At 65.2% G+C, this 13,745-nt stretch carries 15 protein-coding genes; 11 read left to right on the top strand and 4 right to left on the bottom strand.

Features of this window, described 5'->3' with window-relative positions:
- Window positions 1-108 precede the first annotated feature (108 nt).
- The 10 genes from urtB to ureC all read left to right on the top strand — a co-directional run bounded on the left by urtB (window position 109) and on the right by ureC (window position 9,008).
- A complete protein-coding gene (urtB, locus tag C4K40_RS03160) occupies window positions 109-1,605 on the top strand; it encodes an urea ABC transporter permease subunit UrtB (protein ID WP_053132284.1) in 1,497 nt (498 codons plus the stop codon).
- Window positions 1,606-1,767: 162 nt separating this feature from the next.
- The gene (gene urtC, locus C4K40_RS03155) at window positions 1,768-2,847 is read left to right on the top strand and encodes an urea ABC transporter permease subunit UrtC (RefSeq protein ID WP_053132287.1); all 1,080 of its coding nucleotides are present in this window, start codon (window positions 1,768-1,770) and stop codon (window positions 2,845-2,847) included.
- The gene (urtD, locus tag C4K40_RS03150; protein ID WP_053132290.1) at window positions 2,844-3,704 is read left to right on the top strand and encodes an urea ABC transporter ATP-binding protein UrtD; all 861 of its coding nucleotides are present in this window, start codon (window positions 2,844-2,846) and stop codon (window positions 3,702-3,704) included. Before urtC ends, urtD begins: the two co-directional genes overlap by 4 nt.
- A gap of 181 nt (window positions 3,705-3,885) precedes the next feature.
- Window positions 3,886-4,584, top strand: coding sequence for an urea ABC transporter ATP-binding subunit UrtE (gene urtE / locus C4K40_RS03145; protein WP_022642028.1), 699 nt, complete (start codon window positions 3,886-3,888; stop codon window positions 4,582-4,584).
- Between the two features lie 30 nt (window positions 4,585-4,614).
- Window positions 4,615-5,454 (top strand): urease accessory protein UreD, encoded by an 840-nt coding sequence (locus C4K40_RS03140; protein ID WP_053132294.1) that lies wholly within the window; start codon window positions 4,615-4,617, stop codon window positions 5,452-5,454.
- A gap of 43 nt (window positions 5,455-5,497) precedes the next feature.
- Complete coding sequence (locus tag C4K40_RS03135; protein ID WP_022642026.1) at window positions 5,498-5,800, top strand: urease subunit gamma; 303 nt, start codon at window positions 5,498-5,500, stop codon at window positions 5,798-5,800.
- A gap of 9 nt (window positions 5,801-5,809) precedes the next feature.
- Complete coding sequence (locus C4K40_RS03130) at window positions 5,810-6,343, top strand: GNAT family N-acetyltransferase (RefSeq protein ID WP_022642025.1); 534 nt, start codon at window positions 5,810-5,812, stop codon at window positions 6,341-6,343.
- A 7-nt stretch (window positions 6,344-6,350) separates the two neighbouring features.
- Window positions 6,351-6,884 (top strand): N-acetyltransferase, encoded by a 534-nt coding sequence (locus C4K40_RS03125; RefSeq protein ID WP_022642024.1) that lies wholly within the window; start codon window positions 6,351-6,353, stop codon window positions 6,882-6,884.
- Window positions 6,881-7,186 (top strand): urease subunit beta, encoded by a 306-nt coding sequence (locus C4K40_RS03120; RefSeq protein WP_022642023.1) that lies wholly within the window; start codon window positions 6,881-6,883, stop codon window positions 7,184-7,186. The genes C4K40_RS03125 and C4K40_RS03120 overlap by 4 nt, the downstream gene beginning before the upstream one ends.
- Before the next feature lie 121 nt (window positions 7,187-7,307).
- Window positions 7,308-9,008, top strand: coding sequence for an urease subunit alpha (gene ureC / locus C4K40_RS03115; protein WP_053132297.1), 1,701 nt, complete (start codon window positions 7,308-7,310; stop codon window positions 9,006-9,008).
- 184 nt (window positions 9,009-9,192) lie between these two features.
- Here the strand turns inward: ureC and C4K40_RS03110 are convergent, their stop codons facing one another.
- Entirely contained in the window at window positions 9,193-9,498 is a 306-nt protein-coding gene (locus C4K40_RS03110; protein WP_031320783.1) for a chaperone modulator CbpM, read from the bottom strand.
- Between the two features lie 20 nt (window positions 9,499-9,518).
- Window positions 9,519-10,457: a DnaJ C-terminal domain-containing protein gene (locus tag C4K40_RS03105; protein ID WP_022642020.1), complete on the bottom strand. Its 939-nt coding sequence runs from the start codon at window positions 10,455-10,457 to the stop codon at window positions 9,519-9,521.
- Between the two features lie 299 nt (window positions 10,458-10,756).
- Between C4K40_RS03105 and C4K40_RS03100 the strand changes: the two genes are divergently transcribed.
- Complete coding sequence (locus C4K40_RS03100) at window positions 10,757-12,022, top strand: Hsp70 family protein (protein ID WP_053132299.1); 1,266 nt, start codon at window positions 10,757-10,759, stop codon at window positions 12,020-12,022.
- 103 nt (window positions 12,023-12,125) lie between these two features.
- Here C4K40_RS03100 and C4K40_RS03095 read toward each other — a convergent pair whose 3' ends face one another.
- Both C4K40_RS03095 and C4K40_RS03090 read right to left on the bottom strand, forming a co-directional pair.
- Window positions 12,126-13,136: an AI-2E family transporter gene (locus C4K40_RS03095; protein WP_031320782.1), complete on the bottom strand. Its 1,011-nt coding sequence runs from the start codon at window positions 13,134-13,136 to the stop codon at window positions 12,126-12,128.
- A 152-nt stretch (window positions 13,137-13,288) separates the two neighbouring features.
- On the bottom strand, window positions 13,289-13,744 hold the full coding sequence (locus C4K40_RS03090; RefSeq protein ID WP_031320781.1) for a hypothetical protein: 456 nt from the start codon (window positions 13,742-13,744) through the stop codon (window positions 13,289-13,291).
- Between the last annotated feature and the right edge of the window lies 1 nt (window position 13,745).

Raw genomic sequence — 13,745 nt, 5'->3', positions numbered from 1 at the left:
GATCCGACTTGCCCGCGATGGCGGTGTACCAGACCCACCGCTATCGCGGACAAGGACTAGGCGCCCCCTGCCCCTACAAGGTTCCCTGTTGTATCCAAGGACGTGACCATGTCGCTTTATCGCCTGCTCCTGGCTTGCATGCTGTTGCTGCCAATCGCCGCCCATGCCGGTGACGCCGAAGACTTTGTCGCGGCCAACTCCAACCAACAGGCACAACTGCTGGAAGCCTGGGCCGCCCAGCCCGATCCGGCGCGCCTCGCCCTGCTCGCCAGCCTGCAGCAAGGCCAACTGACACTGGACGGCCAGGCCAAGCCCCTGCGCTTGAACAACCGCCTGCGCGGCTTGATCGATACCGCCCTGGCCAGCCACCAACTGCTGGCCGCTGACCCCGGCTCCCGCCTGGACGGCGCCCGGCAACTGCAGAAGAGCGCCAAACCGGCGCAGTTGAAGTTCCTCGACACACGACTGGCCGCCGAGCAGGACCCAGGCGTGCACGACGCCCTGAGCCTGGCCCTGGCCAACCTGCAACTGGTGAACAGCGACCCGTCTGTGCGCCTGGCCGCGGTACGCCTGCTGGGCGAGAGCGGCGAGCCGCTGGCCCGCACCCGACTCGAAAGCCTGCTGGAAGCGGGAATGGAGAGCGACGCCGGCGTGCGCACCGCCGCGCAAACCAGCCTGGCCCAGGTCAAGCGCAAGTTGCTGGTGGGCGAGGTGCTCGGCCAGGCCTTCAGCGGCCTGTCCCTGGGTTCGATCCTGCTGCTGGCGGCCCTGGGCCTGGCGATCACCTTCGGCCTCCTGGGGGTGATCAACATGGCCCACGGCGAGATGCTGATGCTCGGCGCCTACGCCACCTACGTGGTGCAATCGCTGTTGCAGCGCTACCTGCCCCAGGCCATGGAGTACTACCCATTGCTGGCCCTGCCGGTAGCGTTCCTGGTCACCGCCGGCATCGGCATGGCCCTGGAGCGCACCGTGATCCGCCATCTCTATGGCCGCCCGCTGGAGACCCTGCTGGCGACCTGGGGCATCAGCCTGATCCTGATCCAGCTGGTGCGCCTGCTGTTTGGCGCGCAGAACGTCGAAGTCGCGAACCCGGCCTGGCTCTCCGGCGGTATCCAGGTACTGCCCAACCTGGTGCTGCCCTACAACCGCCTGGCAATCATCGGCTTCGCCCTGGCCGTGGTGCTGCTGACCTGGCTGCTGCTGAACCGGACCCGGCTGGGGCTGAACGTGCGCGCGGTGACCCAGAACCGCAACATGGCCGCCTGCTGCGGGGTGCCCACCGGCCGGGTGGACATGCTCGCCTTCGGCCTGGGCTCGGGCATCGCCGGCCTGGGTGGCGTGGCCCTGAGCCAGATCGGCAACGTCGGCCCGGAGCTGGGCCAGGGCTACATCATCGACTCGTTCCTGGTGGTGGTGGCAGGCGGCGTCGGGCAGCTGGCCGGCAGCATCCTGGCGGCCTTCGGCCTGGGGATCGCCAACAAGATCCTCGAGCCGGCGATCGGCGCCGTGCTGGGCAAGATCCTGATCCTGGGGTTGATCATCCTGTTCATCCAGAAACGCCCACAAGGACTCTTCGCCCTGAAAGGCCGGGTGGTCGACTAGCCGGCAGATGCTCACGCCCATTGACGAACGCGCCGTCGCCTCGCTGGCGGCGGCCCCGAGAAGGAACACCAATATGTTTGCCAGCAGCCCGCTCGAAACCGCCCGTACCGCCATCGCGGCAGCCGCCCGGTGCACTGCACCCTTCGTCGCGAGCACACTGCGATGAACCAGCCACTGCTCATCACCGCCAGCCAGAAGGCCGGGCCCAGGGTCACCATCAGCGTCGGCGCCCTGTTGCTCCTGGTGTTGCTGGCCCTGCCACTGCTGGCGCTGTTGCCGGCGGACAATCCACTGCACGTGTCGACCTATACCCTGACCCTGGTGGGCAAGATCCTCTGCTACGCCGTGGTCGCCCTGGCCCTGGACCTGGTCTGGGGTTATGCCGGGCTACTGTCCCTGGGGCATGGTTTGTTCTTCGCCCTGGGGGGCTACGCCATGGGCATGTACCTGATGCGCCAGGCCGCGGGCGACGGCCTGCCAGCGTTCATGACGTTCTTGTCGTGGAGCGAGTTGCCCTGGTACTGGGCCGGCACCGAGCACTTCCTCTGGGCCTTGTGCCTGGTGGTGCTGGTGCCGGGGCTCTTGGCCCTGGCGTTCGGTTTCTTCGCCTTTCGCTCGCGAATCAAGGGCGTGTATTTCTCGATCATGACCCAGGCCCTGACCTTCGCCGCGATGCTGCTGTTCTTTCGCAACGAGACCGGTTTTGGTGGCAACAACGGCTTTACCAACTTCCGCAGCATCCTGGGCTTCGGCATCACCGAGCTCGGCACCCGGGCGGCGTTGTTCCTGGCCACGCTGGCGTTGCTGGTGGCCAGCCTGTACCTGGGCTGGCGCCTGTCGCGAAGCAAGTTCGGCCGAGTATTGACGGCGCTGCGCGATGCCGAGAACCGCCTGATGTTCTGCGGCTACGATCCTCGCGGCTTCAAGCTCTTCGTCTGGGTCCTGAGTGCGGTGCTGTGCGGCCTGGCCGGGGCCCTGTACGTGCCCCAGGTGGGCATCATCAACCCCGGCGAAATGTCCCCGACCAACTCCATCGAGGCCGCTGTCTGGGTCGCCCTGGGCGGACGCGGCACGCTGGTCGGTCCGCTGCTCGGCGCCAGCCTGGTCAATGGCATGAAGAGCTGGTTCACCGTGGCCTTCCCGGAATACTGGCTGTTCTTCCTGGGCGCGCTGTTCATCGTGGTGACCCTGTACCTGCCCAAGGGCGTGATCGGTCTGTTCAAGCACAGGGGTGAATCATGAGAATCACGGCAACGGTGGACTACATGCTCGAACCCATCCTCGACAGCGCCCAGGATGCCGGCAGCGGCCGCGATGCCATCGGCCTCGGCCAAGCCGCGGGCAAGGGCCTGGACACCCGCCATGGCACCATCCTGACCCTGGAGGACATCAGCGTCAGCTTCGACGGCTTCAAGGCCCTCAACGACCTGAACCTCTACATCGGCGTCGGCGAGCTGCGCTGCATCATCGGCCCCAACGGCGCCGGCAAGACCACCCTGATGGACGTGATCACCGGCAAGACCCGCCCCACCCGGGGCAAGGCCTGGTTCGGCGAGACCCTGGACCTGACCCGCTTGAGCGAGGTGCAGATCGCCCAGGCCGGAATCGGCCGCAAATTCCAGAAGCCCACGGTGTTCGAGGCCCTGAGCGTGTTCGAGAACCTGGAACTGGCCTACCGCACCGACAAGTCGGTATGGGCCTGCCTCGGCGCGCGCCTGGGCAGCGAACAGCAGGATCGCATCGCCCAGGTGCTGGACACCATTCGCCTGGCCAGCTCGGCTCGGCGCCCGGCCGGCTTGCTGTCCCACGGCCAGAAGCAGTTCCTGGAGATCGGCATGTTGCTGGTGCAGGAGCCTCGACTGCTGTTGCTCGACGAACCGGTGGCGGGCATGACCGACGCCGAGACCGAGTTCACCGCCGAGCTGTTCAAGGGCCTGGCCGGCCAGCACTCGCTGATGGTGGTGGAGCACGACATGGGCTTCGTCGGCGCGATCGCCGATCACGTCACCGTGCTGCACCAAGGCAGCGTGCTGGCCGAGGGGTCCCTGGAGCAGGTGCAGGAAAATGAGCGGGTGATCGAGGTCTACCTCGGGAGATAGGCCCAGAGGCACGCTTCAAGCTTCAAGCTTCAAGCTTCAAGCAAGAAGCCAAAGCCAAAGCCAAAGCCAAAGCCAAAGCCAAAGCCAAAGCCAAAGCCAAAACGTACACCGTCCCGCTCTTACTTGCAGCTTGCAGCTAACCGCTTGCATCTGCCGTTTTGCTACTGCCCGGAGGGCTTCCATGCTGCAAGTCGACAAGCTTCACCAGTACTACGGCGGTAGCCACATCCTGCGCGGGCTGAGCTTCGAGGCCAGGGTCGGCGAAGTCACTTGCCTGCTCGGGCGCAACGGGGTGGGCAAGACCACCTTGCTCAAATGCCTGATGGGCCTGCTGCCGGCCAGGGACGGTGCGGTTACTTGGGAAGGCCGGACCATCACCGGCGACAAGCCGCACCAGCGGGTCCATGCCGGCATCGCCTACGTGCCCCAGGGGCGGGAGATCTTCGCCCGCCTGAGTGTGGAGGAGAACCTGCTGATGGGGCTGTCGCGCTTCGCGGCGCATGAAGCCCGGGAGGTGCCGGCCTTCATCTACGAACTGTTCCCGGTGCTGCAGCAGATGAAGCAACGCCGGGGCGGCGATCTTTCCGGCGGCCAGCAGCAACAACTGGCCATCGGCCGGGCGCTGGCCAGTCGCCCGCGCTTGCTGATCCTCGATGAACCCACCGAAGGCATCCAGCCCTCGGTGATCAAGGAGATCGGCGCGGTGATCCGCCAACTGGCGGCCCGGGGCGACATGGCGATCCTGCTGGTGGAGCAGTTCTATGATTTTGCCGCCGAACTGGCGGACCACTACCTGGTGATGTCCCGCGGGGAAATCATCCAGCAGGGCCGGGGTGAAAATATGCAGGCCGACGGTGTACGCGGCCTGGTTACGATCTAATCTGTAGCCTCCTAACAATATCGATTGCCCATGAACTCACCTGCCGCCCACGCCCTGTTCACCCCCAGCTGGCACGCCGAGCTGGAGCTGGCCTATGCCTGTACCGGCAACGCCACGCGCCCGGTGCTGCGCCGCCACCAGGGCCCGCTGCGGGTGCAGAAGCACCTGTATGCCGAAGGCCCGCAGGTCTGCCAGCACATCATCGTCCACCCTCCGGGAGGCATTGCCGGTGGCGACCGCCTGGCCATCCGCGCCCGGGTCGATAGCGGCGCCTGGGCCCAGTTGACCAGCCCCGGGGCGGCCAAGTGGTACCGCGCCGCCAGCCCCGCCAGCCAGCTCCTGGAACTTGCGGTGGAGCCAGGAGCGACCCTGGAATGGCTGCCTCAGGAAACCATAGTCTTCAGCGCCGCCCAGGCCGAACTGACGACCCGCATCGAACTGCATGGCGATGCCCGGCTGTGCTACTGGGACATCGTCGCCCTCGGACGCCCGGCCAGTGGCGAGCGCTTCGCCCAAGGGCACTTCCAGGCCCACCTGGATATTCGTCGCGATGGCCGGCCGCTGTGGCATGAGCGCCAGCGCATCAGCGGCGGCGACGGCTTGCTCGACTCCCCGGTCGGCCTCGACGGCCAGCCGGTGTTCGCCACCTTGCTGGTCACCGGCGAGATCGATGCCCAACTGCTGGAACGTTGCCGCGCGCTGGAGCACCCGGTACGCGGCGACCTGAGCCAGTTGCCGGGCCTGTTGCTGGCGCGCTGCCTGGCCAGCGAAGCCTTGCAGGCCCGGGCCTGGCTGATGGACCTGTGGCGCTTGTTGCGCCCGGCACTGTTGGGACGCGCTGCCGTACCACCAAGGATCTGGAACACATGAACCGCCCCTTTTCCTTCAACTGCCCGACCACGGACCGACCACGATGGACCTGACCCCACGCGAAAAAGACAAGCTGCTGATCTTCACCGCCGGCCTGGTAGCCGAACGACGCCTGGCCCGTGGCCTCAAGCTGAACTACCCGGAGGCCATGGCCTACCTCTGCGCGGCCCTGCTCGAAGGCGCCCGTGATGGCCAGAGCGTGGCCGAGCTGATGCACTACGGCACCACCCTGCTCAGCCGCGAGCAGGTGATGGAGGGTATTGCGGAAATGATTCCGGAGGTCCAGGTAGAAGCCACCTTCGTCGATGGGACCAAGCTGGTCACCGTCCACCAGCCCATCGCCTGAGGAGCGCCCATGACATATCAGATCCGTGACGCGGTGCACGCCGACTTGCCGGCGATCCGCGATATCTACAACGACGCCGTGCTCAATACCACCGCGATCTGGAACGAGACCCCGGTGGACCTGGATAACCGCCAGGCCTGGTTCAGCGCCCGCCAGGCCCAGGGTTATCCGGTGCTGGTGGTGGTCGACAGCGCAGGGCAGGTACTGGGCTACGCTTCGTTCGGTGACTGGCGGCCCTTCGATGGGTTTCGCCACAGCGTCGAGCATTCGGTCTACGTGCGCAGCGACCAGCGCGGCAACGGCCTGGGCCCCAAGTTGATGGAGGTGCTGCTAGAACGCGCCCGCGCCTGCCACAAGCACGTGGTGGTGGCCGCCATCGAAAGCGGCAATGGCGCCTCGATCCGCCTGCATGAACGCCTGGGCTTCATCACCACCGGACAGATGCCCCAGGTGGGCACCAAGTTCGGACGCTGGCTGGACCTGACCTTCATGCAACTGATCCTCAACCCCGGGGCACAGCCACCCGCCCCTCACAAGGAGTGACACTTCGATGAACGCCGCCCAACTGCGACGGGTCCATGGAGAAAGCTTTGCCCACTACCGCCAGGGCTTGATCGAACTGCTGTTCGACTCGATCCGCCATGGCGCGTCCATCGGTTTCATGGCCGACCTCGACGACAGCCAGGCCCAGGCCTATGTCGCCGACGTGCAGGCTGGTGTCGAGAACGGCAGCCTGTTGCTATGGGTGGTGGTCGACGAGGAAAAGGTCCTGGCCAGCGTGCAACTGGCGCTGTGCATGAAGGCCAACGGGCGCAACCGGGCCGAAGTGCAGAAGCTCCAGGTCCTGCATGGCGCCCGGCGCCGGGGCCTGGGCCAGCAGTTGATGAATGTCCTGGAACAGGCCGCGCGCCATCTCAAGCGTGGCCTGCTGTACCTGGACACCGAGGCCGGCTCGCCCGCCGAGGAGTTCTACCGAGCCCTGGGTTATACCCGGGTGGGCGAGCTGCCCAATTACTGCCAGGGCCCGGACGGCCGCCACAGCCCGACCGCCATCTACTTCAAGACCCTGGAGCAACCCCTGTGATCCCTGGCCAGTACCAGATCCTGCCCGGCGACATCGAACTCAACGCCGGGCGCCGCACCCTGGCGCTGAATGTGGCCAACAGCGGCGACCGGCCGATCCAGGTCGGCTCCCACTATCACTTCTTCGAAACCAACGACGCTCTGGTCTTCGACCGTGCCGCCAGCCGCGGCATGCGCCTGAACATCGCCGCCGGCACCGCGGTGCGCTTCGAACCGGGGCAGACCCGGGAAGTCGAGCTTGTCGATCTGGCTGGGTTGCGGCGAATTTACGGGTTCGCGGGACGAATCATGGGCGATCTTTAAAGATCAGCTTCAAGCTGCGAGCCACAAGCTGCAAGAAAGAGCAGTGCGGTGGCTCTGGGCGGCTTTCTTTTACTTGTAGCTTGCAGCTTATGGCTTGCAGCTCTGTTCCGAGGAACGAGGAATGCGCATTTCCCGCGAGGCTTATGCCGACATGTTCGGTCCCACGGTGGGCGACAAGGTCCGACTGGCCGATACCGAGCTGTGGATCGAGGTAGAGAAGGACTTCACCACCTACGGTGAAGAGGTGAAGTTCGGCGGTGGCAAGGTGATCCGCGACGGCATGGGCCAGGGCCAGCTGCTGGCGGCCGAAGTGGTGGACACCCTGATCACCAATGCCCTGATCATCGATCACTGGGGCATCGTCAAGGCCGACGTCGGCTTGAAGGACGGGCGTATCGCCGCCATCGGCAAGGCCGGCAACCCGGATATCCAGCCCGACGTGACCATCGCCATCGGCGCCAGCACCGAGGTGATCGCCGGCGAAGGCATGCTGCTCACCGCCGGCGGTGTCGACACCCATATCCACTTCATCTGCCCACAGCAGATCGAAGAGGCGCTGATGAGCGGCGTCACCACCATGATCGGCGGCGGCACCGGGCCGGCCACCGGGACCAACGCCACCACTTGCACCCCGGGGCCCTGGCACATGGCGCGCATGCTCCAGGCCGCCGACGCCTTCCCCATGAACATCGGTTTCACCGGCAAGGGCAACGCCAGCCTGCCGGGGCCGCTGGTGGAGCAGGTACGGGCCGGGGCCATCGGCCTCAAGTTGCACGAAGACTGGGGCAGCACCCCGGCCAGCATCGACAACTGCCTGGGCGTGGCCGACGAATACGACGTGCAGGTGGCGATCCACACCGACACCCTGAACGAGTCGGGCTTCGTCGAGACCACCCTCGGTGCCTTCAAGGGCCGCACCATCCACACCTACCACACCGAAGGCGCCGGTGGCGGCCATGCGCCGGATATCATCAAGGCCTGCGGTTTTTCCAACGTGCTGCCCAGCTCCACCAACCCGACGCGGCCCTTCACCCGCAACACTATCGACGAACACCTGGACATGCTCATGGTCTGCCACCATCTGGACCCGAGTATCGCCGAGGACGTGGCCTTTGCCGAAAGCCGCATCCGCCGGGAAACCATCGCCGCCGAGGACATCCTCCATGACCTGGGGGCATTCTCGATGATCAGCTCCGACAGCCAGGCCATGGGCCGGGTCGGCGAGGTGGTGACCCGCACCTGGCAGACCGCCGACAAGATGCTGCGCCAGCGCGGGCCATTGCCGGGGGACGGGCCGGGCAATAGCAATTTCCGGGTCAAGCGCTACATCGCCAAGTACACCATCAACCCGGCCATCACCCACGGCATCAGCCATGAGGTGGGTTCCATCGAAGTGGGCAAGTGGGCCGACCTGGTGCTCTGGCGCCCGGCGTTCTTCGGGGTCAAGCCGAGCCTGATCCTCAAGGGCGGGGCCATCGCCGCGAGTCTGATGGGCGATGCCAACGCGTCGATCCCGACTCCCCAGCCGGTGCACTACCGACCGATGTTCGCCAGCTTCGCCGGCAGCCGCCATGCCACCAGCCTGACCTTCATCAGCCAGGCGGCGCTGGATGCCGGGGTGCCGGAGCAATTGGGCTTGAAGAAGCGCATCGCCGTGGCCAAGGGCTGTCGCAGCGTGCGCAAGGGCGACCTGATCCACAACGACTACCTGCCGCAGATCGAGGTCGACCCACAGACCTACCAGGTCAAGGCCGATGGCGTGCTGCTGTGGTGCGAACCGGCGGATGTACTGCCCATGGCCCAGCGCTACTTCCTGTTCTAGCCGCTGTCGAGCGCAGCGAGGCTGCGCACGGGCGCGCAGCGGTCGCAAAGGAGGATTCACGAGGATCGGAACTGTACGCAGCGCCCGCAATTGCGCCGAATCGACGAGGACTGCGTCCTGGGTCGCAGCTTCGCTGGCGCTCGGCAGCGGCTACAACATTCGGCAGATACAGCCGTGGGGCCGGTCAATCCACCAGCAGGCGACCCAGGCGTTGCCTGAGCATGCGGTTTTCGGCGCGCAGTTGCTGCACCTCTTCGAGCAGGTCCAGCGCCAGGGCGACGCCTTCCCATTCCAGGTCCAGTTCGCGGTGCAACTTCGCCGCGCGCTTGGCCAGGGACAATTCATGATCATTGAATCGCCACTCCTTGGGCGCGCGGCCCTGAGGTTCGAGGATGCCGTGCTCGACGATTTCGATCACGTAGGCCGCCGACAGGTCGGCCACTTCACAGAATTCTTCCATGTCCAGCTGAACGATCAGGGTGCTCATGATCAGCGCCTCCTAGTGTCGAATCAGAATTGTTCCCGTGGGTCGAACGCCGCCTTCTTCGCCAGCTCCTGCCACAAGGCCCTGGCCTCGTCGCTGGTGTGCTTGGGCATCACCGCCTTGAGCTGCACGAACAGGTAGCCGCGCTGGCCGGCCTTGTTCAGCAGGCCGTGGCCCTTGGCACGCATGCGCTGGCCGTTCTGGCTGCCGGCAGGCACCTTGAGGTTGATCTTGCCGGTCAGGGTCGGCACCGCGACCTCGGTACCCAGCGCCAGCTCCCAGGGTGCCAGCGGTAGGGTGATGATCAGGTTCTCGCCCTCGACATCGAACTTCGGATGGGGCGCGAAACGAATGGTCAGGTACAGGTCGCCATTGGCCCCGCCACCGACGCCCGGAGCACCCTGGCCCTTGAGGCGGATACGCTCGCCATCGGTGACCCCGGCCGGGATCTTCACGTTCAGGCTCTTGCTGGTGTTGCTCACATGCTGGCCGGACGCATTGTATTGCGGCACCTGGAAACTGATCTTCTTGGACTCGGTCGACAGGGTTTCTTCGAGAAAGATCGGCAGTTCCATTTCCACATCCTGTCCGCGACGGCCGCTGCTGCGACGCTGTTCCGGGCCGCCGAATCCTGGCCCCCGGTTACCAAAGATCGAACTGAAGAAGTCCGAGAAGTCCCCACCGCCACCGCCGCCGAAGCCGCCACGGCTCTGCCAGCCCGGCGGCCCCTGGAACGGCTGGCCATGCTGGCCGTACTTGCGCAGGTCGTCGTACTCGGCGCGCTTGTCGGCGCTCTTGAGCGCCTCGTAGGCTTCCGAGGCGTCCTTGAACTTGGCCTCGGCATCCTTTTCCTTACTGACGTCGGGGTGGTACTTGCGCGCCAGCTTGCGATAGGCGGCCTTGATCGCCTTGTCGTCCGCTGTCGGCTCCACACCGAGAATCTTGTAATAGTCTTTGAAGTCCATCGAGGGAATCACCATCCGTTATCGAAGTCGCGCGGCGTGCAGCACAGCTGGACCGGTCTGGCAGCATGAGAATCGACCCGTCTCGATTCTCTGACTGAACGGCGCATCAGAAGTTTATCGGCAGCCGTCGGCGGATCTTGCGATCTCTTGTGGCTACCAGGCTCATGCCTGCAAGTTTGGGGGTCAAGGATAGTCTTTCAAGACGAAGCCAGTGACGAATTAGCAGATATCCGGCCTTTGCAACGGCGGGCGACTGGCGTACGCTGCGCGGCCGTTTTTTTGACCGGAACTGGAAAGACATGAACAACGCCTCCCCGGCCCGCGGCTGCGGCATCGACTTCGGCACCTCCAACTCCACCGTCGGCTGGCTGCGCCCCGGGCAGGAGACGTTGATCGCCCTGGAGGACGACAAGATCACCCTGCCGTCCGTGGTGTTCTTCAATATCGAGGAGCGTCGTCCGGTCTATGGCCGCCTGGCCCTGCACGAGTACCTGGAAGGCTACGAAGGCCGCCTGATGCGCTCGCTGAAAAGCCTGCTGGGCTCCAAGCTGATCAAGCACGACACCAGCGTGCTGGGCACGGCCATGCCGTTCAAGGATCTCCTGGGACTGTTCATCGGCCAGCTCAAGAGCCGCGCCGAAGCCACCGCCGGTCGGGAATTCACCGAAGTGGTGCTGGGTCGCCCGGTGTTCTTCGTCGATGACGATGCCGCCGCCGACCAGGAAGCCGAAGACACCCTGGTGGAAGTGGCGCGCAAGGTCGGCTTCAAGGAAGTGTCCTTCCAGTACGAACCCATTGCCGCGGCCTTCGACTACGAGTCCAGCATCGAGCGCGAGGAGCTGGTGCTGATCGTCGACATCGGCGGTGGTACCTCGGACTTCTCCCTGGTGCGCCTGTCCCCCGAGCGCCGTGGCGTCGACAACCGCCACGACGACATCCTCGCCACCGGCGGCGTGCATGTGGGTGGTACCGACTTCGACAAGCAACTGTCCCTGGCCGGGGTGATGCCGTTGTTCGGTTATGGCAGCCGGATGAAAAGCGGCGCCTACATGCCCACCAGCCACCACATGAACCTGGCGACCTGGCACACCATCAACTCGGTGTATTCGCAGAAGTCCCAGCTGGCCCTGGGCAGCATGCGCTACGACATCGAGGACACTGGCGGCATCGACCGGCTGTTCAAGCTGATCGAGCAACGTGCCGGCCACTGGCTGGCCATGGAAGTGGAAGAAACCAAGATCCAGCTGACCCACGCCGACCAACGCCTGGTGCCCCTGGACCGCATCGAGCGCGACCTGAGCGTCGACCTCACCCGGGCCCTGTTCGAGTCGTCCATCGACAACCTGCTGGAGCGCATCCGCGCCAGCGTCACCCAACTGCTCGGCGATGCCAATGTCAGCGTGGGCCAGGTCGACACGGTGTTCTTCACCGGTGGTTCCAGCGGCATTCCAGCCCTGCGCCAGAGCGTGGCGGCCATGCTGCCCAATGCCCGGCACGTGGAAGGCAACATCTTCGGCAGCATCGGCAGCGGCCTGGCCATCGAGGCCAAGAAGCGCTACGGATAAAAACAGCGGCAAGCTTCAAGCGGCAGGCCACAAGTAAAAGCAGCAGCGGATCGGCTTTAGCTTGAAGCTTGCGGCTTGCGGCTTGCGGCTTGCGGCTGCCGTCCTAAACCAGGCCCGCCTGCTTCAATTCGCTTTTCAGGTAGGCGTAGTAGATCGGTCCCGCCACCACCCCCGGCAGGCCGAACGCCGCTTCGAACACCAGCATCGCCAGCAGCAGCTCCCAGGACTTGGCGCTGATCTGCCCACCGACGATCCGTGCATTGAGGAAGTATTCCAGCTTGTGGATCACGATCAGGTAGCCCAGGGCCGCCACCGCCACCCAGATCGACAGCGACAGGCCGACGATGGTGATCAGGGTGTTGGAGATCAGGTTGCCGATCACCGGCAACAGCCCCAGCAGGAAGGTCAGGACGATCAGGGTCTTGGTCAGCGGCAGCTTGACCCCGAACATCGGCAGCACCAGGGCCAGGAAGATCCCGGTGAAGAAGGTGTTGAGCAGGGAAATCTTGATCTGCGCGAAGACGATGTTGCGAAACGCCTGGACCAGCAGGTGCAGGCGGTCGAACAGGGCCGCCGCCAGGGGCTTGCGCTTGGTCAGGTCGGGAATGCGCTGCAAGGCGATGATCGCCCCCAGCACCATGCCGATCAGTAGCGTCACAAACATGTGCGCGGCGTCCTTGCCCACCAGTTGCAGCTCGCTCAGGTGCTTGCTGGCCCAGGCGCCGATGGCCGCCTGGAATTCGGCAGCGCTGGCCGGCAGGTAGGAGTCGAGGAACGGCGGCAGCTGGCCCCGGGCCTTGTCCACCACCAGCATGAACTTGCCCAGCGAGGCGCCGGGGTTCTCCGCTTCATGCAACAGGAAACTGATGGCCCCGGCGAACAGCAGGGTCAGCAGGCTGACCACCAGGGTGCCGAGCAGGGCCACCGCCAGCCAGCGCGCGCGCCGGCCCTCGATCAGGCGCTGCAGTTGCGGGGTGAGCATGTTCACCAGTTCGAACACCAACAAGCCCGCCAGCAGGCTGGGCAGCAAGCGCAACGGCAGGGCCAGCAGCAGGCCGCCAAAGATGATGATCCAACTGATGAACAACAGGTGACGCTGTGAAAACGTTGGCATACAGCCTCAAGACAGACAGCGGAAAAAGACCCGCAGTCTGCCAGCCTTCACCCCGCAGGAATAGTGCCGGGCGCCCTGCGGGAGCCTGCTCGCAGCCTACCTGCGGACTGTGACAGCCGAGGTTCAGCCAGCCGTGGAAGACGTCCGGAGGGTCATTGGTAGCGGCTGATGAACGAGTACCTGAGGCCCGCTGCTTCGGCGCTGGCCTGCATCTGCCGGGACTGCTCTGGCTCACCGACGAAGAGCAGCCAGACGCCGGGAAAACGCTGCTCGCTCAACGCCCCACCGACGATAGCCTGGTCCAGGGCCGGGCTGGCCCCGAAGATCACCACCCGGGCGCCGCCGCTGGCAGCAGCCTGGGCGAACAGCTCACGCACATTCATACGATCCTGCCCGCCTCCCGCCGCGATCGTCACACGATCGGCCAGCAGACCGTGGCTGTTGATCCGGGTAACCAGTAACGAAGGCGGCTGGTCGGTGGCCTGACCCTGCCGGGACATCAGGCCCGCGACTTCGGCCAGCACCGCTTCCTGGCTCTTTTGCGCCGGTTGCGAAGCACAACCACCCATTACCAGGAGCAACCCGGTGATCATCAAGTACTTATGCATG

The organism is Pseudomonas sp. CMR5c (assembly GCF_003850545.1).
In the GTDB taxonomy this organism is placed as follows: Bacteria; Pseudomonadota; Gammaproteobacteria; order Pseudomonadales; family Pseudomonadaceae; genus Aquipseudomonas; species Aquipseudomonas piscis.
The sequence above is the reverse complement of the archived record's forward strand: the minus strand, read 5'-3'. Positions and strand labels throughout refer to the sequence as shown.